Raw genomic sequence first — 20,726 nt, forward strand, 5'->3', positions numbered from 1 at the left:
GTCACAACCGTCTCTCCGGCCCGTCACCAGCAACCCTCAAGCGCCGGTGAAGGGCTATTTACGGAACACCTCAAATACCCGCAACCCCCATTTCACATAAAAAAACGGAAAAACTTGGAGGAATATTGGTTTGCTGTTCTTATTCAGTGAGTTATGCGCCACTGGAACGGCGAAATTCGGCTGAAACCGCATCCGGGCAGACAACTCTCATACGCCTCAACCACAGAATCCCCGGCACAGCGGCAGAAACTCACAAAGTTACCTACAGACTCGCTGACCTGAAGCGGCGACTCGGCCTCGAATCCTGGCTGGATCAAGCCGCCAGTTTGCGGCGAGGCAACGGCAGGCGCAGGGCCAACAACCCGAGGATGACCGCGAGATACACGAGCGGTTCAAGCTGGAACCCCTTAGCCAGCATCACATAGTGCAGCCCGCCCAGAACCGCCGCCGGATAAACCAGCTTGTGCAGCGACCGCCAGCGCGGCCCCAGCTTGCGCACCGACCAGTTGTTCGACGTCACCGCCAGCGGCAGCAGCAGCGCGAAACCGGTCATGCCGATTGTAATGTAGGGCCGCTTGAGGATATCCGCCCAGATCTGGCTGAGGATCTGCACGTCCAGCACCAACCAGACCAGCAGATGCAGCGCCACATAAGAAAAGGTCAGAACCCCGATAGCGCGCCGGAACTTCATCAGGTTGAGCCCCGCGAGCCGCCGCAGCGGCGTCACTGCCAGCCCCAGGATCAGCAGTTGCAGCGCCAACTCGCCCAGCTCGTGCTCAAGCGCCTTGACCGGTTCGACCCCGAGACCGCCGGTCATGCCCAGATAGAACAGCCAGGGCGCGGGCAGAGCTCCGATCAGATAGATCAGCCAGACCGGCACACGGCGGAGTATCGAGTTCACGTTGCTCATGGGATTAATAGTATTTCGACAGGTCCATGCCTTCGTATAGACCCGCGACCTCTTTTTCATACCCGTTGAACATCAGCGTCGGCTGGCGCTTGGCGAACAATCCGCCGCCCAGACGCCGCTCGCTGGTCTGCGACCAGCGGGGATGATCCACGTTCGGGTTCACATTGCTATAAAAGCCATACTCGCCCGCATTGGCCATGTTCCAGCTTGTCGGCGGCTCCTTGTCGGTCAGCGTGATGCGGACGATCGACTTGATCGACTTGAACCCGTATTTCCACGGCACCACCAGACGCAGCGGCGCGCCGTTCTGGTTCGGGATCGGCTTGCCATAGATGCCAGTGGCCATCAGCGTCAGCGGGTGCATCGCCTCGTCCAGCCGCAGCCCCTCACGATAGGGCCATTGCAGCACCGGGAATTGCGTGCCGGGCATTTCCTCGGGCCGGTAGAGGGTTTCGAAGGCCACGTATTTCGCCCCTTCCTTGACGCCTGCCATGTTCAGCAGGTCGGCCAGTTCAAACCCGTTCCACGGCACCACCATCGACCAGGCTTCGACACAGCGGAAGCGATAGATGCGTTCCTCGATGGTCATCTCGGACAGGATGTCCTTGAAGTCGTAATCGCCCGGTCGCTCCACCAGACCATCGATCTTGACGCTCCACGGTTCGGTGGTGAGCCTGTGGGCATATTTCGCCGGATCCTCCTTGCGGGTGCCGAACTCATAATAGTTGTTGTAGTTGGTGATCTCTTCCCAACTGTTCAGCTCCAGTTCTTCGGCGGCCACGGGGCGGGCCATCGCGGCCAGTCCTAGACCCATCGCCCCGGCCATGAAGTGCCGCCGGTTGAGAAAGGCGGCCTCGGGGGTCGCGTCGGCGTGGGTCAGGTCATTCGTCCAGCGATGGGCCATTGGGGTCTCCGGTCATTTCAGTCGCAATCGACTTAGCCCTGCATACAGGCAAAGCCAAAGCAAATGCTCTCACAATCAGGCTATCGGATTGTAACTTGGCAGAATCTCATTCATCGGCACCGACCGTCCATTGGCCTGCATGATCCGCACATGCCGCCGCCGCATCTGGCGCGGCTCGGGGACGCCGACGGAGTGGGCAATGGTCTCGACCTCGTGGATCATTTCGCGCGCATAACGGGCGACGCGTTGGTATTTATGCTTGACCACCAGCCCCTTCTGGAAACGAGGATTATGGGTGGTGATGCCAGTCGGGCAGGTGTTGCGGTTGCATTTCAGCGCCTGAATGCAGCCCAACGCAAACATGAACCCCCTGGCGGAGGTGATGAAATCCGCCCCCGCCGCCAGTGCCCAAGCCACGTCGCTGGGGTTGATCAGCTTGCCGCTGGAAATCACGCGAATCCGATCCTTGAGCCCGTGTTCATCGCGCAGATTGGCAACCAGAGGCAGCGCCTCGCGCACCGACATGCCGACCAGATCGATGAGCGGCATCGGCGCGGCGCCAGTGCCGCCCTCGCCGCCATCGATGGTGATGAAGTCAGGGGCACAGTCGGCGCCGCGTTCCTGAATGGTCTGGAACAGGTCGCGCATGACTTCTTCCGAGCCGACGACCGTCTTGATTCCAACGGGTTTTCCGGTCACGTCGCGCACGCGCGTGATCATGTTCAGAAGGTCATCAAAGCTTTTGACCTCATGGTGCCGGTTCGGGGACTGGCTGTCCTTACCCCGATGGATGCCCCTTATCGTGGCGATTTCGTTGGTGATCTTTTCGGCCGGCAGGATGCCGCCCTTGCCGGGTTTTGCGCCTTGCGACAGCTTGATTTCGAACATGCGCACCGTCTCATGCGCGGCGATCTCGCGCAGTTTTTCATCACTCAGATTGCCGTCGGTATCGCGGACGCCGTATTTGGCGGTGCCGATCTGAAAGACGATGTCGCAGCCGCCTTCGAGGTGGAAGGGGCTGAGGCCGCCTTCGCCGGTGTTCAGCCATACGCCTGCCTCTTTCGCGCCGCGGCTCAGAGCCTGCACGGCGGGTTTCGAAATGGCGCCGTAGCTCATGCCGGAAATGTTGAAAAAGGACGGCGCCATAAAGGGTTGGCGGGCGGTGGGGCCGATCATCAGCGGCTCGGTTTTGGCGGCCTGATCATCGAGCGGCGGAAAGGGCGCATTCACGAAGATCGCGGTGCCGGGGACATTCAGGTTGCGGGTCGAGCCGAAGGCGACGGTGTTCCCCTTGCCGTCCGAGGCCCGTCCGACCCAGTCCCGCTGGGCGCGGTTAAAGGGCAGTTCCTCACGGTCCATGGCAAAGAAATACTGCCGGAAGAACTCTCCCAACTCGCTGAAAATATGGCGGAATCTCCCGATCACCGGATAGTTGCGGCGGATCGCATCGCTGGTCTGGAACCGGTCGATGAAGAAGAAGACCAGAGCGGTCAGGGCGACAAGGCCGATGAGGCTGACGAAGAGGAAAGCCATGGCCTCGATTGCATTCATCGCAAAACCCATGCGAAAACTCCGATATGTTAATCTGGCGCGTTGGGGCCAGACTGGGCGGGAACGGCCACCTGCGCAACCCACGGGTGTTCACAAAGGGAGAAGAAATTTGAAACAGATTTTGGTGAGTTTGGCGCTTATTTTGTGGGCTTCTTCCGTGACGGCACAAGATATGGTGAGCTACACGACCTCCGAGAGTTTCGACGACGTTACCTTTGGAGTCGAAAGCGCCATTCTGGACCGGGGGCTGCGGATCGAGCATGTGGCCCATGTGGGCGAGATGCTGGAGCGGACGCGGGCCGATGTGGGCTCAGACAAGGTACTGTTTTCAAACGCGAATGTCTACTCGTTCTGCTCGGCGTCACTGTCGCGCAAGGTGATGGAGGCAGACCCGATGAACATCATGTTCTGCCCCTATGACGTCTTCGTTGCAGAGTTGGCGGACCGACCCGGAGAGGTGATCGTGGGCTATCGCGGCTATCCGGAGGGACCGATGCAGGAGGTTCAGGCGCTGCTCGACGAGATCGCCCGGGAAGCGGCGGGCGAGTGAATTCTTCCGGATTGTACAGGGTTTGAAGGGGCGATCTTTCGAATTGTACAAAGGGTTTGGTGGTGCGAGTTGCGGTTTGAGGGCAAAGTTCAGGTGGGTTCCGACCATTCTTGGATGACGCCCTGGAGTCCAACTTGCAACTGCGTCGCGAGACCGCAAATGGCTGTGTCGGTCGGCGGGCCGCCATCGGAGAGCTGCCCACCGAGCCGTGTTGCGGAAGGTGTCAGAACTTTCCGTTTTCGTGCGCCATTTCTTCGGGGATCGGCGAAACGACATCCCAATGCTCAACGATCTTGCCGTCTTCGACGCGCCAGAGGCCAAAAAAGGCCCAGGGTTGGCCACCCATGATTGCATCGGTCGCGACGAAGACGAAATTCCCCTCGGCCACCGCGAATTGGGGTTCGAATTTGGTGATGACCTGACCCTGCGCGGCAAAGGATTCAACCGCTGCCATGAGCCCGTCCAGACCATCGTCGATCATCGGGTTGTGCTGCATGTAGACCTCGGGATCCATGTAATTGGCGACATTTTCCGGGGCCGCCCCGGCCAGCACGTCGCGAACAAAACCAAGGACAAGCTCTTTGTTGGCCTGGGACTGATCCAGGTCGGTGATTTCCGTGGCGCCGTCTGTCATTCCGCGACCGGATACGGTGGTGTCCGGAACCGGCTGCAGATTGTCCCAATGTTCGGCGACTTTGCCGTCCTTGACCCGGAAGACATCGAATGCGGCAAGTGACGATGCGCCAAAGGCATCGGCATTTTCATAAGTGTTGTGGAGCACCACCAGATCGCCCTCGGCGATCACCCGGTGCGTTGTCACCGTCATGCCGGATTGTTCGACCAGCGGTATGAGCCCCAACAGACCTTCAGCGCCGGTGGGGACCTGCGGATTATGCTGGATGTAGTCGGGCGTCACCAGTTGGCCCGCGGCCTCGGGGTCGTGCTCGACGAAGGCTGCGGTGAACAGGGCAAGGACCAGTTCTTTGGGGGTCATGATGTGATTCCTTTCGATTCGCGTTATGGCAATAGTTGGTATTAAATCTGCACCACATTGCAATTACGCACTTGTTAGGAACGTGGTTGTGTCGAGGATACCGCGTTGAAATTCAGGTGCTTGAATCAGGAAGATATGGTACTATGATCGTCTCTAGTATGAAAAATGAACCAGAGGTTTCAATGCTACCTGTAGGTGTCAACAGTAAAGCGGAAGCATCGAACTGCTCCATTCGTTCCGTTCTGTCCAATGTCACGGGTAAGTGGCGGATGATCATCATTCTGGCGCTGGAAGACGAACCCAAACGGTTTGGAGAGATCAAACGCTGCATCGGAGATGTGACGCAGCGCGTGCTGACCGAGAACCTGCGCGGCCTGCAGCGCGACGGCTACCTGACCCGTACCGTCGATCCGGGCCCTCCGGTTGCCGTATCCTACGAACTGACCCCATTGGGCCGCAGCCTGCTGGAACTGCTGAAGCCGCTTGTTTTCTGGTCGCACGAGCAAATGGAGCACGTGAAGACGGCGCGTATGGAGTACGAGCGGTCGCAGTCAAAGTGACGCCAATACCTTCGTTGGCGCTGATCGCAGCAAATGTCGGCGACGTCCGCACTGCCGTCGTTGACGCCGCATGACCCGCCATAAGCCCGACCAAATCCCTCAGATGACCGGTGTGAGCCCAAAGTGTCGAATGCTGCAAGGTTTTCTAAAGACGCCAACGCGCAGAGGAGCGAACATCGGGAAGTTTAGTGAGGCCTCAAGCAGATCAATCAAGAATTGAAGACCGTATCGTCGACGGAGTATGATTTTCTCTAGCGCAGCAATAAAGAAAAACGAGATTGACGAATGAACCTGTTCATTGATGCCAACATATTTTTGGACTTTTACCACCTTAGCGGCGGCGACATTGAGGAGTTGAAGAAGCTCGTAGCGCTAGTCGAGAACGGCGATATAGCATTGTACTCATCACCCCAGCTCCGAGAAGAGGTCAAGCGCAACCGCGACGCCAAGATATCTGACGCTATGCGAGATTTCAGGAAAGCCAGCTTTAAGCTCTCGTTCCCGGCATTTTGTAAGCACTATGACGAATACGAAGAGCTACGCACGTGCATAAATGATGCGAATAAGAAGCATGCAGAGTTGGTCCAGAAGGCTATGAGCGATGTGAAGGGTCGCTGCCTTGCTGCCGACGTGTTGATTGAAGATCTACTTGGAAAGTCCAAGAACATTGAGCCAGTGAAGAAGCTCTTTGATGCCGCTATCAAGCGCTTCCGACTGGGTAATCCGCCGGGCAAGAAGAAAGTCACACTCGGGGACGAAATCAACTGGGAGTCCCTACTTGCCGGTGTACCCGACGAAGAGGACCTCATGTTTATCTCCGGTGATGGAGACTTCTGTTCGCCCATTGATGGCGACACCCTAAACGCATTCCTTCTCGAAGAATGGGAAGAGAAGAAGGCGTCCAAAATTCATTTCTATAAGTCGCTGTCTGACTTCCTGAAGGACAAGTTTCCGCATATTCACCTCGCCAGTGACGTTAAAACTGCCTCTTTAGTAGAACAACTGGCGCAATCTGGCTCGTTCGCAACGACGCACGCCGTCATCGCCTCTCTGAGCAAGTTCACTGATTTCTCGGCTCATCAGGTCGAAGAGTTGGTCAACATTGCCGAGTTAAACAATCAAGTCGGTTGGATCATCGACGACGATGACGTCATGGAATTCTACAAAGGTATCTTGGGGAAGTACAGCGACGCCATGAAGCCTGCCTCGAAAGAAAAATTGGAGGACATGCTAACGCCGAAGGAGGCATTGCCTGACCCAATCCCCGATGAAATTCCGTTTTAGCAGCGTCCGCTTCGGGCTATGCGGCAGACATTCCGGTCTGCTGAATGAAAAGTGGCTTTGTCCGCTCAACAGACCTCGGGAGCAAAAAAGCACGGACTTCGAATTCTCGAAGCTGCGTGACCGCTCTAACCAGCCGGTTTGAACTTGGCGGCTATCCCGCCAGCCTTCTGCTGCGCCGTCGCGAAATCTGCGCTTGAGTAAGCCCGAACCGTTTTCAAATTCGACACCGTACCTGATGCTCCCGCGACCATCAGAGCAGGGAGAATATCTTCCCCGTCAGCAGCCTCGCAGATCATCAAAAAATCGGTCTCTCCCGTCGTTGCATAATAGGACAGCATCTGTCCGCCTGCGGCCTCGACCAACGGTTTGACGGCAGCGGCTCGATCCGATGGGTTTGCAATCATACCCTGGATCGCCTTGGCCGTGTAATTTCCGGTAACGATAAAAGTCGGCATTTGTTCCTCCCTGAAACTTGTTCCAACAATTGCCAACGATAACACGTTTCCTAGAGATGGCCGCAGGTTCTCGCCTGAGCAACCCTCTTGGGGGCAAACAGGCGATTGTATGATTGTCCAGCGCACGACTCGAATGGCAGCAATGGTCCGCAGTGCTGCCATATGCGGTTTTTCCTGTTGCGCTGGATCCGATGCGGTGCGGCTGTTTCTGCTGGCCGTGTCGAAACGCGCCGTATGCTAAAACGTGCATTATTTATCCGCATCGCAAGCAAACCCCCGCAATAAAGACGAGGGCTGTCAGCGATCTGTGGCGGGCTGAAGCCCGCCCTACTCTTTTGTGGACAGGCCGAAGGCGCGGACGATCTGGCGGAGGGCTTTGGCTGCGGCTTTGGTTTCGCCGTCGCGCGATTTGCGGTCGGCGATCCCCAGCGCGGTGGTCAGCTTGTCGCCGATCTCGGGGTTTTGCCGAGTTTTTCTGTCGGCCAGCCGTCCGACCGCCTTGCGCAGCGCTTCCCAAGACGGGGGTTTTTGCGGGGCCTCGGATTCGGGCGGTGGTTGTTGCGCCTCTTTATGGGGTGTGGCGGGCTCGGCCAGTTGCACCCGCAGCTTCAGGCCGTGGCTGTGCAGGTAGCGTTTGACCTTGCGCGCCAGTCTGGGCGGGGGCCGGTTCGCGCAGGTCAGGGTGAGCACCCTGCCCTTGGTCGACGCGGTGCCGAAAGCGATCTTTGGGGTCTCTCCCTGTTGACGCGCCTCGCGGGCCATGGCGTCGGGCGCGCGGTCGCGGTGCATGACCAGAACCGAGGTCTCGACCTTTTTACCCAGGCAGAACCCAAAGCTCAGGTCGCGCTGCCGTGACAGTGCGATCAGGTTTTTCAGCTCATCTATGTCCGGCCCGGAACTGCCCATCCGCCTGCACCTGCCTGTTTCCTGCACACAGCATAGACGCAGGCCGGGCGAGAACTCAAAGCAGAGATGACGATCCGGGCCAAAGTGCAGCCCGGCATCGGGGCTCAGCCGCCCTGGGTCAGATCCTGCGCGAGCATCAGGGCGTTGCCATCGGGGTCATAGAAGGTGGCGGTGCTGACCATGCCCTCGATCGTGTCGGTGTCGCCATCGAACCGGACGCCTTCGGCCTCGAGCTTGCGGCGCGCGTCATGAATGTCGGCGATGCCGAAGACGGGAACCATGTTGCCCGGCGAGGGCTCGGCCTGCTCTCCCAGACCGAGGGTCACGCCGCTGGTCCTGGTTTCCAGTTCGCTCCATCCGGCCTCGTCAGCATGGTAGAGAAGATCGAACCCCAGTTTCTCGGAGTACCATTTGGCGCTGGCGTGCCGGTCGCGGACGGACAGGGCGATGGTGATCGTGTTTTCCAGAGAGATAACGGACATGGTACTTCCCTTCGATCCTAAAATATAGTAACTATACTTTATGGACATTGATCTGGTTGTCAAGATTACCTCTCGCGCCTGGTCGCTGAAGATCCTTGCCCTGATGCAGGCCGGTGTTCCGGGCCGGCAGGCGCCGTTGTTGTCCGCGTCGGGAGCCAGCCGGACAGCGTTTTCCCAGAGCCTGAAACATCTGGTCGACCTTGGGCTGATCGAGCGGAACCCCGGCCACGGCCATCCGCTGCGCCCGGAATACCGGCTGACGGCTCTTGGTGCGCAGATCGCGCAGGTTGCCCGGCGCATCGAAATGCTGGCGCCGCGGCCCGACGAGACCGCCCTGCTGCGCAGATCGTGGACGGTTCCAATATTGGCGGTCAGTCAGGCGCCCAGGCATTTCTCCGAGATCAAGACCGCGCTGCCGCCGATCACCGACCGCGCGCTTTCACAATCCCTGCAGCATCTTCAGGCGCAACACTGGCTGCAGCGCCGCGTCAACACATCGTCGCACCCACCGCGCCCGTTGTATCAGGCGACCAATACCGGGGCGCAGATTGGGGCGGCACTGGGTTTGGTGGTTTGAGGGCGTGCGTTTGGCGTCGCGGGTCGAAAGGTCTCGATAGAGCCGGTTAGTGGATTATCAATGCGAGGCAAAGTTGCCACTCGATGGATTCGCCGAATAACCGCTTTGGATCGCTAGAAACACACAAGTTTCATTGTGTCGTGCCAATCACTATGCTTGAAACCATCGTGGTGAGAATGCTGGTTTTCTGAGCCTAGTTTAAGCAACAAGCGCGGGAAATCTCTCCACCGTATCGCAGCAACGGTATATGCCAGTGGAGTGACAATACACAGCACCAATCGCAGGATTTTCCATTCATCATTTTCGCTAAGTCATTTTTAACAAATGGCGCAGCCAGAGGCGGATTGATGTGATGTCGATGAAGCCAAGGTAGCTTTCGGCGGTCTTGTGATAACGGGTGGCGACACGGCGGGCATTCTTCAGCTTGTTGAAGCCGCGCTCCACCAAGTTGTGAAGGCGATAGAGCCACCGGTGGACACCGACACGTTTCTTGCGTGATTTCCGCATGGGGATGACCGGCAGCACGTCGCGGCTGTTCATGGTTTTGCGAATGCTGTCGGCGTCGTAGCCACGGTCAGCCAGCAGGACGCTCGGCGTGGGCGGATTGCCTGCCATGAACAGATCGAAACCGAGATAGTCGGATGTCGTAGGGACTGACGGTGTCGTGGATCGTCTTGGTGGCGACATGGGTGTATCGCGCCGTGGTTGCCAGCTTGGCGTGGCCGAGCAGGACCTGGGTAACGCGCCCATCGGTGTTGGCTTCCAGGAGATGCGTCGCGAAGCTTTGCCGGAGGGTGTGCAGTGTCGCGACCTTATTAATCCCTGCCATGTTCTTGGCTGACGTGAAGGTGCGGCTCAGTTGGCACGGCGGGATCGGGCTGTTCTTCGGCTTACCCGGGAACAGCCAGCCCTCGGGCCGAGCTTCGGGACAGTACTCGCGCTGCAAGCCGAGCAGGCCTGGAGCCCCATGCGCTCACCACTCCCCGTGCACGGGATCAAGCGGTTTGGATCAAGTGCGCGCAATCGGCACCGAAGGGAGTGGAACAACCTGAAGGATGTCTCCGTTCTTGATTTTTCCAACTAGAACGGGCGGATCCGTCAGGAGTTCGGCAGATGAACTTCGCCACAGGTTTCCAGAGACGTCCACCGTGCGTCAGCCATAGAAGAACGGATGCAAGCCATAATAAACTGCATCCCCAGGCGGCCATCCATGATCCCTGGTAGTTGGTTTAAGTGCGATCGACGGGGATTGACCCCGGCCTCTCGGATCAGCGCTGCTGCCTCCGAGTAAATTGTTGCGAAACCTTCGATGTATCCTTCGGGGTGACCGGGAGGCACTCGGATCGTGCGGAGGCCACCTTTGGTAGCTCCTGCACCGCCTCTGGTCATTATCTGTTTTGGTTGTCCGAAACGGGTGAATGTCATGGCATTTGGATTCTCCTGTTGCCAGGCGAGCCCCCCCTTGTCGCCATAGATGCGAAGGCGCAGCCCGTTTTCTTCTCCTACAGCGACCTGAGATGCCCAGAGCATTCCCTTTGCGCCCCCTTTGAAGCGCAGAAGAACCTGCACGTTGTCATCCAGTTGCCGGCCTTCGACAAATTTATCGAGATCGGCAGACAGTTCTTTGACTTCAAGACCCGTCACAAAATGGGCCAGATTCAGGGCGTGCGTGCCAATGTCTCCGACGCAGCCGCCTGCGCCTGCGCGCTTTGGATCGGTGCGCCAATCGGCTTGTTTATTGTCCAAGGGTTCGGCCAGCCAGTCCTGAGCATACTCCACTTGCACCACACGAATTTTGCCCAAATCTCCGCGCGCCACCATCTCACGCGCCTGTCGCACCAGAGGATAGCCGGTGTAATTGTGGGTCAGGATCAGATGCTTGCCGCTGTCTTCCACCGCTTTCGCAATGGTCTCCGCCTCAGCCAGCGTGGCCGCCAAGGGCTTGTCGCATATGACGTGAATGCCCGCCTTCAGAAATGCGAGTGCGACGGGAGCATGCATGTGGTTTGGCGTCACGATTGCCACCGCGTCAATTCCATCAGAGCGTGCTGCTTCCGCGCGGGCCATCTCCTGGAAGTCAGTATATGTGCGATCGGATGCCAGACCCAACTCGGCGGCCGAGGTTCTGGCACGCGTGGGATCTGAACTGAGCGCCCCGGCCACCAACTCCCAGTGGCCGTCAAGCCGGGCAGCCATCCGATGAACCGCGCCGATGAACGCCCCTTGACCGCCACCGACCATGCCAAGCTTTAGTTTCTTCATCACGCAGTCCCCAGCATGGCTTTGATCCGACCAGCGTCCGTGTCGCCGCCTGCGAAATCGTCAAACGCCTTGTCGGTCACATCGATAATGTGACGGGAGATGAACGGAGCCCCCTCGATAGCGCCTTGTTCCGGTGATTTGAGACAGCATTCCCATTCCAGCACTGCCCAGCTGTCGTAACCATGGGTGGCAAGGCGGGAAAAGATGCCGGCAAAATCCACTTGACCGTCGCCCAAACTGCGAAAACGACCCGCGCGTGAAATCCAAGGCTGATAACCTGAATAAACCCCTTGGCGTCCGTCCGGATTGAACTCGGCGTCCTTGACGTGAAAGGCGCAGATACGCTCATGGTAGATGTCGATGAAGGCCAGGTAGTCCAGTTGCTGCAGCAGGAAATGCGACGGGTCATAGTTGATCCGGCAGCGATTGTGTTGATCCAGCGCGTCAAGGAACATTTCGAATGTGGCGCCGTCAAAGACGTCTTCGCCCGGGTGGATTTCAAATCCGACATCCACTCCGTGCTCTTCGTAAACATCCAGGATTGGGCGCCAGCGCCGGGCCAGTTCGGCAAATGCCTCGTCGATCAGACCCGCCGGCCGCTGTGGCCAAGGATAGAGAAACGGAAAGGCCAACGAGCCTGTGAAGCTCACCGAAGTATCCAGGCCAAGCCTGCGGCTGACTTTGGCAGCCTTTTTCAGCTGCTCTGTCGCCCACTGTGTTCGTGCGGTCGAATTACCCTGCAAGGATTTGGGCGCAAAGGCGTCAAAGGCAACGTCATAGGCCGGGTTCACGGCCACCAATTGGCCTTGCAGGTGGGTCGAAATCTCAGTGATCTCGACACCGGCATCAGCGCAGACCCCTTGGACTTCCTGGCAATAAGTGTCGCTTTGAGCCGCTTTATCCAGATCGAAAAGACGCGCATCAAATGTGGGTATCTGGACCCCTTTGTAACCAAGACCTGCGGCCCATCCGACAATAGATTCCAGCGAGTTAAACGGTGGTTCATCTCCGGCGAACTGCGCCAAAAACAGCGCCGGCCCCTTGATTTTTCCCGGCATTATTCTCTCCTTGACATGTGCGTGATTGTCAGGCGCATGTGTTATGCGCCAGCGGCCTTTAGATTTTCCGATTGCGGCGATACCCGTCCTTCATTGCAGCAACTCTCTTGCCTCTGCCGGAGAAAGCGGCGCCGGCCGATCGCATCGCGTCGATATGTCGATAAATGCCCCCTCTTCGCCGGAGCGAAGGATAGCGGTCATCACCTCGACCACATGCAACGCAAACACACTGTTGCAGCGATGTGTTTGCTCTTCGATTATGGCGCTGGCCATGTCGGCCAGACCAGCGGCGCGGTAATTGGCGTTTGGTCTTTCGTTGACCCGTGCAAACGGGTGATCCCACTTCGGAACCTTAGCGAACTTCCCGCCGGAGGTGACTTTCACTTCTCCCCCGAAGAAATTCGGATCCGGCACATAAAGCGTACCTTCGGTACCGTAGAGCTCCATGTTGGAGTGCCCGTGGTGCTGCACGTCCCAAGACGTGCCGTATAAGATCTGCGCGCCGGTTTCGAATGACAGAAGGGCGTGTACGGTGGTCGGCGTTTCCACCTTTATCTTCTCTCCGCGCCGCGGTTTGGATGTGATGGTGCGATACTCGGTTGCGGCGGACGTGATGGCCGCCACCCGATGAACGGATCCCAGGAGCTGTACAAGGTTCGAGATGTAATACGGCCCCAAATCAAGGACCGGACCTCCACCCGGCTTGAAGAAGAAATCAGGATGGGGGTGCCACATTTCCATGCCGGCGCTTTGCACGAAACACGTGCCGGATGTCACTTTGCCCACTGCACCATCATCGATCAACTTACGGGCCAATTGATGAGCGCCGCCCAGAAACGTATCCGGTGCCGAGCCGATGCGCAGACCTTGTTCCTTGGCGATTGCGGTCAGATCAAGCCCTTCCTGAAGGCTCAGTACAAATGGCTTTTCCGAATAGACGTGCTTTCCGGCCTTCAGTGCCTGTTTCGACACCTCGAAATGGGCGGAGGGAACCGTCAGGTTCACAACGATGTCAATATCGTCGGCAGCCAACAGATCTTCGACGCCCTGCGCGCGGAGGCCGAATTCCCTGGCCCTGGTTTGGGCGGCCTTCGCATTTACGTCAGCGCAGGCACGTATTTCGATCCCTTTGAAGAGCGGCGCAAGGCGCATGTATGCCGCCGAGATATTGCCGCAGCCCATCACGCCGATACCGAGCTTGTTCATGGTGTCTCCTCAGAAGCTCTTGAAGGTTTCGATGGAATTCCGGGCAAACCGAGCATCATCTGACGGGTTGTCGTGCTCCATGATAAAGAGGGTGACCCCCTTTCTGCGCAGACTTGCGGTCAGCCCGGCCCAGTCCACAATTCCATGGCCGAGATCGGACCAGCCATCTTCGTCCGCATTCAGGCCATCGGGTGCTATGTCCTTGACATGTGCGGCGGTGATCCGGTGGCCGTATGTTTCGATCCATTCAACCGGGTCTGCACCACCGCGGATGATCCAGGCGATGTCAGCTTCCCACTCCAGCGCGGGATCAGCCTCAAGAAGGATCCGCATCGGGATGCCGCCATCCTCCAATGGTCTGAACTCAAAGTCGTGGTTGTGCCAGCCGAAACCAAAACCCGCATTTCTGAGTTTGTCTCCGATGGCCGACAATCTGGCAGCGAAATCGGTCCAGCCTGCCGTGTCACGCGCCCGATCCTCTTCTCCGAGATAAGGCGCAAAGATCTTCTGCACTCCAAGCAGCCTTGCCTGAGCCACCGTGGCGTCGAAATCGTCTTCCAGCGCCTCGATGCTGAAATGCCCCGAGGGCATGGACAGCCCGTTCTCATCCAGCAACTGGCGAAACCTTACCGGGTCATCGTAGACTGCGCCGAAACCCTCGACTTGCGTGTAACCAAGCGTAGCCAGAGTCTCTATCACGTTGGACCAGGGCGTAAAATTTCGTGACGAGTAGAGCTGATAAGAGACGCTCATTTAGGATTCCTTTCCGGGTCCAAGACGTTTCAAAGCCGGTTTTCACTGGTCTTGGAGAACAGGTTGACGAGATTGGCGTTGAAACCGAGAGGCAGGTCAGCGCCCGGTTCGATCGGCGTTTGTCCGTCCAGACGCGCCCAGACCGATTGACCCGCAACGTCGCACCGCACCAATGTGTCGGAACCAAGTGGCTCGACCAGGTCGACGGTTGCCGGCAGCCGCACCTGAGCAGTCGCGGCCTGATCACCGGTCAGAATATGTTCGGGACGAATACCAAGCAGGGTGGCACCAGCTGACGGAGTTGCAGCAAACTCGTAACCTTCGACCGAGAAATCACCCTGCGGGCACGAAAATGCCGTTCCCGATAACGTGCCGTCAAAGAAATTCATGGTGGGCGAGCCTATGAATTCGGCAACGTACTTGTTCGCCGGGCGGTTATAGATCTGGTTCGGGGTATCGAGCTGCAGGATCTTGCCGCCCTTCATGATCGCGATACGATCCGCAAGTGTCATCGCCTCGATCTGGTCATGAGTCACGTAGATCATGGTATTGCCAAGCGTCTGGTGTAGTTGCTTGATCTCGACCCGAAGCTCGGCGCGCAGCTTTGCGTCCAAATTGGAAAGCGGTTCGTCAAACAGAAACACCTCGACGTCCCGAACCAGAGCCCGACCAATGGCGACGCGCTGGCGCTGGCCGCCAGACAAGGCGCGCGGTTTGCGCTTGAGTAAAGGTTCGATCTGAAGTGTCTTGGCCGCTTGCGCTACCTTTTCGGTGATCTGCTCTCGTGACACCCCCGCGTTTTTCAGCCCGAAGCTGAGATTACCTTCGACGGTCATCTGCGGATAGAGCGCATAGGACTGGAAGACCATGCCGATGCCTCGGTTAGATGGCTCCTCCCAGGTCACGTTGCGTCCTCCAATGTGAATCTGGCCGTCCGTGACATCCAACAAACCGGCGATGCAGTTCAGCAGGGTGGATTTGCCACAGCCAGAAGAGCCTAACAGCACCAGAAACTCGCCCTTGGCGACGTCCAGATTGAGATCCTGAAGAACGTTGATTGCGCCAAAGCTAAGGTCGAGGTTCTTGATGGCGATATTTGTGTCCATTATGATCAACCTTTCACAGCGCCGGCAGCAATGCCGCGCACAAACAGTTTTCCGGAAACGAAATAGATGATCAGCGGCACCAGCCCCGTAAGCAGGGTTGCGGCCATGTTGACGTTATATTCCTTGATACCCTGAACCGAGTTGACGATGTTGTTCAGTTGCACCGTCATCGGGTAAGTGTCTGGCTTTGTGTAGATCACACCAAAGAGAAAGTCGTTCCAGATGCCGGTGACCTGCAGGATGATCGCGACGACGAAGATCGGCAGTGACATCGGCAGCATGATGCGAAAGTAGATGCCCCAGAAACCGGCTCCATCGATGCGTGCAGCTTTGAACAGCTCCTCTGGAATTGCCGCGAAATAGTTGCGGAACAGAAGTGTCAGGATCGGCATGCCGAAGACCGTATGAACCAGCACCAGCCCACCGAGTTTGCCCATAAGGCCGATCTCGCGGAGGATGATCACCAACGGGTAAAGCATGGTTTGATAGGGGATGAATGCCCCGATGATGAGGATGGTGAAAAACAGCTCGGAGCCGCGGAATTTCCAGTTTGCCAGCGCGTAGCCGTTCACCGACGCCACCGCTATGGACAGTATCACCGAGGGTATGAGGATCTGGACCGAGTTCCAGAAGCCACGCGATAGCCCGTCGCAATTGATCCCGGTACATGCTTCGGCCCAGGCCTTGACCCAGGGCTCGAGCGTGACCTCCACCGGCGGGCTGAAGATGTTGCCAAGCCGGATCTCTGGCATGCCCTTGAGCGAGGTCACGACCATCACGTAAAGCGGCAGCAAATAGTAGAGCGATACCACAAGCAAAGTGCCATAGAGCATGATGTTTGCCGGACTCAAACGACGGCGCGGCTTTGGTCCTCTGGGACCGTCAAACGAGAGCTGGACGTCAGTCACGTTTCTTTCCCCCGAACTCGAGATACGCCCAGGGCACGAGGATGATGATGACCGAAACCAGCATCATGGTGGAGGCCGCAAAACCTTGCCCGAGATTCTGCGCCCGAAACATGTAGTTGATCACGTATTTCGCAGGCACCTCCGAGGCGATGCCTGGGCCGCCGTTGGTTTGTGCGACAACGAGGTCATAGAGCTTGATGATGCCCGAGGCGATCAGCACGAGCGCGGTGATGAACACCGGGCGCATCATGGGGATGATTACGCGGATATAGGTCTTCCAGGTGGGAATGCCGTCAACCCGCGTTGCCTTCCAAATGTCCTCGTCGATTCCGCGCAGTCCCGCGAGCATTATCACCATGATCAGCCCGGTGCCTTGCCAGAGACCGGCAATCAGGATGCCAAAAATCACGATGTCCGGATTGTTCAGCGGGTCGAACGTGAAGCTTTGCCATCCAAGGCTGCGCACCGTGTTCTGGATACCGAAGTCAGGGTTCAGGATCCATTGCCAAGCCAACCCCGTGACCACGAAGGACAAAGCAAAGGGATAGAGAAAAATCGTCCGGAACACCGCCTCCCCACGGATTTTGCGATCCAGAAGTGCAGCCAGGAAGAAGCCAATGGACAGTGTCAGGATCAGAGAGCAAACCCCATAGATCGCGAGATTTTCGATGGAAACAAGCCATCGCCGGGTGGACCAAAGCCGCTCGTATTGGTCGAAGCCAACGAATTTGAGCTTGGGCAACAGTCGGGAGCCTGTAAAGGAATGCAGAACCGTCCAGGCGGTTCCGCCGACAAAGACGACCAGAGCCGTCAGGATCATCGGAACAGATGCGATTTTGGCGCTTAAGTTCTTGAATACGGAAAGAGGCTTCCGGGCCGACTCCATTTTCACCCTCCCTGGACACGAGTTTTTCCGGAGCAGGTGCGCCAACGGTACAGCGCACCTGCGTCAGGAGTAATCAATCGGCCGAAGCAACAATGCTTGCGTAGCGCTCCTGAGCGTCTGCAGCGCTCATGTCTGAGGTCCAGAACTCGGCCATAAGATCTTCAATCTGGGTCTGCGTATCCGCGCTCAGGTTCATGTCTCCTGACGGAAGGACATTCCCCTTAGCGAGAATTTGCAGACCCTTTTGCATGCAGTCGTTCGCTGTCGAGAGGTCAATGTCGCCACGGACCGGCAGCGACCCCTTCTTCAGGTTGAAAGCGACCTGAACCTTGGGTGACACAATAAGCGAGGCCAGTTCCAGTTGCGCCGCTTTGATGTCATCGTCTTCGATAACCGGGAAATAAAAGGCATCTCCACCGGTATCCAGAATTTCATTCACGCCGAGCCCTGGAAGACAGGTATAGTCGGTTCCGGCAACCTGCCCGGCAATCTGGAATTCACCCTGCGCCCAGTCCCCCATGATCTGGCCGCCAGCTTTGCCGGTAATGACCATGTTTGTGGCCAGGTTCCAGTCCTGGACGTTGGAGGAACGGGCAAGTTCGCGGGCGTCGGCGGCGGCCTGAAACACTTTTGCGTATTCTGGCCCGGCTGCGACCTCTGCATCCTTGTCGACCAGAACCTTGCGCCAGGCGTCAACACCGGCAATGGCAATCTGCAACGTGCCAAAGGCCAGATTTTGCTGCCAGCCTTGCTGGCCCATTGCCAATGGCACTATACCGGCTTCTTCCAGTTTGGGTGCCGCAGTAACAAACTCCGCCCAGTTTGCTGGCACATCAAGACCGGCTTGCTCATACGCGCTGTGGCTAAGCCATAGCCACTGGGCTGAATGGATATTGACCGGCGCGCAGTATATGCGGCCCTCATAGGTGCAGGCATCAAGCAATGAAGGCGGGTTGACGATGTCCCGCCAGCCTTCCTGTTCCGCCAATTCGGTCAGGTCTGTGAGAAGGCCTGCCTCGATCAACTCTTCCGCCTGGCGACCATGATTTAGCTGCGTTGCGCCCATCGGATCGCCACCGAGAATGCGGCTGATGATGATCGGGCGGGCTGTACCTCCGGACCCGGCGATAGCGCCGTCGACCCAATTGTGTTCCGTGTCATCGAAGGCTTTCGCCAGTTCACTGACGGCCGCGGCCTCGCCTCCGGACGTCCACCAATGGGTGACCTCCAAGTCCGCTGCGGCAACCGATGTGGCAGCGCAAAGTGTACTGGTGGCTATCAACGTCTTCCGAATTGCTTTCATCTTCTCTCCTCCCTGATCGGGCCCAATTCTCAACTTGAGCCTGGGCCTTGCCCGCCTGGTTCACGCAAGAGCGGCGCTGTAATCGATTACATTTGAGGTCGAATCGCCTTGCATGTAATCGATTACATAGATAATCATGTCTTGTGGAAAGCTGTCAAGCGCCCCTTGATGGGAAAACCAGAAGGTCTTTGATGCCCAGACGAGAACCAGAAAAATCAGTTACAGTACAAGATGTTGCGCGACAGGCCGGCGTGTCGGCGGCAACTGTCAGCCGCACGATCAGTACGCCGGAAGTCGTCAGTGAGCAGACCCGGGATCTGGTTCTCGAAGCCATTCAGCATACCGGATACCGAGTCAATCAGGCTGCACGCAACTTGCGCAAAAAGAGGTCGGGTGCAGTTCTTGTGCTTGTACCCAATCTTGGAAACCCGTTCTTCTCGCAAATCCTTGCCAGTTTGAATGCGACATTCTCCAATGGCGGGTACTCAGTTCTGATCTCCGACTCGAACGTGCAGGAATCACCGGGGCGCCAGGTGGTCGACTATTTGCTTGACGGAAGGGTTGACGGGGTCGTCTGCCTGGATGGCTCTCTCACGAATGACGATCTCGAACAATTCCGTTTGAACGGCCTGGAGAACCGCATCGTTTTTGCCTGCGAATGGCTCCAGGATGCCCCTTACCCGTCGGTGCGAAGCAACAATCGCGAGGGTGCGATAATGGCGGTCGAACATCTCTATGAGTTCGGCCATAGAAAGATTGCCCACATCACTGGGCCGCGCGGAAACGTCCTTACGGCAGCACGGCGTGAAGGCATGCTGCACGCCCGTCGCGAGCTGGACCTCCCGCTGAGAGATGAATGGATCATACGTGGCGATTTTTCGGTGCAGTCAGGGTGGAAGTCGGGTGACGATATCTTGAAAATGAAGGAGCGCCCCACAGCAGTTTTTTGTGCTTCCGACATGGTTGCGCTTGGCCTGATTGCACGTCTAAACGCAGCGGGCCTTTCGGTGCCTCAAGACATGTCGGTTGTTGGGTTTGACGACATCGAACTGGCGGCATTCAGCCTTCCGTCCCTGACCACGATACGCCAGGACCGTAGCGCCCTGGGAGAGCAAGCTGCGGGTCAACTGCTTAAACGGCTTGAAAACGATGGAGAGCTTAGCGCTGCGTGCGAGATTAAAACGATCGACGTAACCCTGATCAGCAGAGATAGTTGCTCGGCGCCCGTGGCCAACCCCACTTAAGTGGTCCGTTGCGATTGGTAGTACGGGCGTGGATTGAAGCTTTGCCGTCTTCGGCTCAACGAAAGGCATATCAGGCTGACGTGCCGCAGTGACGATCGCCTCGGCACCAGCATGATCATTCTTATACCGATTGGCGAACTTGCCGGTGTCATAGTGCTTGCTCTCTCTCTTTGGAACATGAGCCTGGACGCCTTCCGCGACGAACTGTTTCAAGCGGCTCAAGGGCTGGCAGCTTGATGCCCTCTACAAGGAGCTTCTGGACCTCACCGATGCGGCGGATGCCTTCCGGGCCTTCGCCAAGTCGAAGAAGGGTGAGAAGTACGAGGCGATGCACAAGCTGTTCAACGATGCCGACCACCAGAAAGCGTTGGGCGTGACCGCCGAGCAGAAAGCCCGCATCGACGCTTGGGTTCCCGAGTGCTTCTGAAACCAGCAGAGCGCGAATGCGCCCTATCCCCGGCGGGAGATACAACCGTGTTCGATGTGACCCAATACAAACACACGACTTGGCCCGGGGTCAGTGAGCCAGTCGAGAACGCAGACCTCAGAGTGTTTTCGCTGGGCGCGGGCGTCCAAAGCACCACACTCTCCTTGATGGCTGCTCACGGTGAAATCGGTCCAATGCCCGACGCGGCGATTTTTGCCGACACCGGATGATTTAAACCGGGAAAAAATGACTGTTCCTAATCCGTTGATAAAAAATGAAATAATCCACGGCTGAAAACTCCCCATTCACTGATCTTCTTAATTAGGTCACTTGTGGCATTACCGATCGGACTTGCGAGCTGATAATCAGTCACAACGATAACCATGCTTTTAACATGTCA

Annotated in this window: 21 protein-coding genes and 2 pseudogenes; 6 read left to right on the forward strand and 17 right to left on the reverse strand. The window is 57.4% G+C overall.

The features are described 5' to 3' along the window. Positions 1 to 313 precede the first annotated feature (313 nt). The 3 genes from msrQ to GOX53_RS14750 all read right to left on the reverse strand — a co-directional run bounded on the left by msrQ (position 314) and on the right by GOX53_RS14750 (position 3,377). Positions 314 to 910 carry a protein-methionine-sulfoxide reductase heme-binding subunit MsrQ gene (gene msrQ, locus GOX53_RS14740; RefSeq protein WP_171177630.1) on the reverse strand — a complete coding sequence of 199 codons (597 nt, stop codon included), beginning with the start codon at positions 908 to 910 and terminating at the stop codon, positions 314 to 316. 4 nt (positions 911 to 914) lie between these two features. Continuing rightward, complete coding sequence (gene msrP, locus GOX53_RS14745; RefSeq protein WP_171177631.1) at positions 915 to 1,814, reverse strand: protein-methionine-sulfoxide reductase catalytic subunit MsrP; 900 nt, start codon at positions 1,812 to 1,814, stop codon at positions 915 to 917. 75 nt (positions 1,815 to 1,889) lie between these two features. Continuing rightward, positions 1,890 to 3,377 (reverse strand): FMN-binding glutamate synthase family protein, encoded by a 1,488-nt coding sequence (locus GOX53_RS14750; RefSeq protein WP_171177633.1) that lies wholly within the window; start codon positions 3,375 to 3,377, stop codon positions 1,890 to 1,892. A gap of 97 nt (positions 3,378 to 3,474) precedes the next feature. Between GOX53_RS14750 and GOX53_RS14755 the strand changes: the two genes are divergently transcribed. Then, entirely contained in the window at positions 3,475 to 3,915 is a 441-nt protein-coding gene (locus GOX53_RS14755; protein WP_371810317.1) for a DUF302 domain-containing protein, read from the forward strand. Positions 3,916 to 4,138: 223 nt separating this feature from the next. Here GOX53_RS14755 and GOX53_RS14760 read toward each other — a convergent pair whose 3' ends face one another. After that, on the reverse strand, positions 4,139 to 4,909 hold the full coding sequence (locus GOX53_RS14760) for a nuclear transport factor 2 family protein (protein ID WP_171177635.1): 771 nt from the start codon (positions 4,907 to 4,909) through the stop codon (positions 4,139 to 4,141). A gap of 182 nt (positions 4,910 to 5,091) precedes the next feature. On the opposite strand from GOX53_RS14760, the gene GOX53_RS14765 reads away from it, so the two are divergent. Both GOX53_RS14765 and GOX53_RS14770 read left to right on the forward strand, forming a co-directional pair. Then, entirely contained in the window at positions 5,092 to 5,469 is a 378-nt protein-coding gene (locus GOX53_RS14765; protein WP_171177873.1) for a helix-turn-helix domain-containing protein, read from the forward strand. A 285-nt stretch (positions 5,470 to 5,754) separates the two neighbouring features. Next, positions 5,755 to 6,753 carry a PIN domain-containing protein gene (locus GOX53_RS14770; RefSeq protein ID WP_171177636.1) on the forward strand — a complete coding sequence of 333 codons (999 nt, stop codon included), beginning with the start codon at positions 5,755 to 5,757 and terminating at the stop codon, positions 6,751 to 6,753. Positions 6,754 to 6,878: 125 nt separating this feature from the next. Here GOX53_RS14770 and GOX53_RS14775 read toward each other — a convergent pair whose 3' ends face one another. From GOX53_RS14775 to GOX53_RS14785, 3 genes are all read right to left on the reverse strand, one after another. Beyond that, complete coding sequence (locus tag GOX53_RS14775) at positions 6,879 to 7,208, reverse strand: GYD domain-containing protein (RefSeq protein ID WP_171177638.1); 330 nt, start codon at positions 7,206 to 7,208, stop codon at positions 6,879 to 6,881. Between the two features lie 327 nt (positions 7,209 to 7,535). After that, positions 7,536 to 8,114: a hypothetical protein gene (locus GOX53_RS14780; protein WP_171177640.1), complete on the reverse strand. Its 579-nt coding sequence runs from the start codon at positions 8,112 to 8,114 to the stop codon at positions 7,536 to 7,538. Between the two features lie 104 nt (positions 8,115 to 8,218). After that, positions 8,219 to 8,596 carry a VOC family protein gene (locus GOX53_RS14785; protein ID WP_171177642.1) on the reverse strand — a complete coding sequence of 126 codons (378 nt, stop codon included), beginning with the start codon at positions 8,594 to 8,596 and terminating at the stop codon, positions 8,219 to 8,221. A gap of 40 nt (positions 8,597 to 8,636) precedes the next feature. Between GOX53_RS14785 and GOX53_RS14790 the strand changes: the two genes are divergently transcribed. Then, positions 8,637 to 9,173, forward strand: a complete 537-nt coding sequence (locus GOX53_RS14790) for a helix-turn-helix domain-containing protein (RefSeq protein ID WP_171177644.1) — start codon at positions 8,637 to 8,639, stop codon at positions 9,171 to 9,173. 306 nt (positions 9,174 to 9,479) lie between these two features. Here GOX53_RS14790 and GOX53_RS14795 read toward each other — a convergent pair. The 10 genes and pseudogenes from GOX53_RS14795 to GOX53_RS14840 form a co-directional block, all read right to left on the reverse strand. Beyond that, positions 9,480 to 9,818: pseudogene (locus tag GOX53_RS14795) on the reverse strand (transposase); the annotation flags it as partial. Beyond that, positions 9,748 to 10,137 (reverse strand): annotated as a pseudogene (locus GOX53_RS14800) (tyrosine-type recombinase/integrase); the annotation flags it as partial. The pseudogenes GOX53_RS14795 and GOX53_RS14800, both read right to left, overlap by 71 nt. A 134-nt stretch (positions 10,138 to 10,271) precedes the next feature. Then, positions 10,272 to 11,435 (reverse strand): Gfo/Idh/MocA family protein, encoded by a 1,164-nt coding sequence (locus GOX53_RS14805; protein WP_254446575.1) that lies wholly within the window; start codon positions 11,433 to 11,435, stop codon positions 10,272 to 10,274. Then, complete coding sequence (locus GOX53_RS14810; RefSeq protein WP_171177646.1) at positions 11,435 to 12,493, reverse strand: sugar phosphate isomerase/epimerase; 1,059 nt, start codon at positions 12,491 to 12,493, stop codon at positions 11,435 to 11,437. Before GOX53_RS14810 ends, GOX53_RS14805 begins: the two co-directional genes overlap by 1 nt. 90 nt (positions 12,494 to 12,583) lie before the next feature. After that, complete coding sequence (locus tag GOX53_RS14815) at positions 12,584 to 13,699, reverse strand: Gfo/Idh/MocA family protein (RefSeq protein ID WP_171177648.1); 1,116 nt, start codon at positions 13,697 to 13,699, stop codon at positions 12,584 to 12,586. A gap of 9 nt (positions 13,700 to 13,708) precedes the next feature. After that, positions 13,709 to 14,452 (reverse strand): sugar phosphate isomerase/epimerase, encoded by a 744-nt coding sequence (locus GOX53_RS14820; RefSeq protein WP_171177650.1) that lies wholly within the window; start codon positions 14,450 to 14,452, stop codon positions 13,709 to 13,711. 29 nt (positions 14,453 to 14,481) lie between these two features. Then, complete coding sequence (locus GOX53_RS14825) at positions 14,482 to 15,558, reverse strand: ABC transporter ATP-binding protein (protein ID WP_171177652.1); 1,077 nt, start codon at positions 15,556 to 15,558, stop codon at positions 14,482 to 14,484. Between the two features lie 5 nt (positions 15,559 to 15,563). Beyond that, the gene (locus GOX53_RS14830; protein ID WP_367936275.1) at positions 15,564 to 16,466 is read right to left on the reverse strand and encodes a carbohydrate ABC transporter permease; all 903 of its coding nucleotides are present in this window, start codon (positions 16,464 to 16,466) and stop codon (positions 15,564 to 15,566) included. Then, complete coding sequence (locus tag GOX53_RS14835) at positions 16,459 to 17,352, reverse strand: carbohydrate ABC transporter permease (protein ID WP_171177881.1); 894 nt, start codon at positions 17,350 to 17,352, stop codon at positions 16,459 to 16,461. The genes GOX53_RS14830 and GOX53_RS14835 overlap by 8 nt, the downstream gene beginning before the upstream one ends. Before the next feature lie 73 nt (positions 17,353 to 17,425). Next, a complete protein-coding gene (locus GOX53_RS14840) occupies positions 17,426 to 18,655 on the reverse strand; it encodes an ABC transporter substrate-binding protein (RefSeq protein WP_171177654.1) in 1,230 nt (409 codons plus the stop codon). A gap of 191 nt (positions 18,656 to 18,846) precedes the next feature. Between GOX53_RS14840 and GOX53_RS14845 the strand changes: the two genes are divergently transcribed. Continuing rightward, positions 18,847 to 19,899, forward strand: a complete 1,053-nt coding sequence (locus tag GOX53_RS14845; protein WP_171177656.1) for a LacI family DNA-binding transcriptional regulator — start codon at positions 18,847 to 18,849, stop codon at positions 19,897 to 19,899. Positions 19,900 to 20,373: 474 nt separating this feature from the next. Further along, on the forward strand, positions 20,374 to 20,556 hold the full coding sequence (locus GOX53_RS14850; protein ID WP_171177628.1) for a hypothetical protein: 183 nt from the start codon (positions 20,374 to 20,376) through the stop codon (positions 20,554 to 20,556). Positions 20,557 to 20,726 lie beyond the last annotated feature (170 nt).

It is taken from the genome of Ruegeria sp. HKCCD8929, assembly GCF_013031405.1.
Classification (GTDB): Bacteria; Pseudomonadota; Alphaproteobacteria; order Rhodobacterales; family Rhodobacteraceae; genus Ruegeria.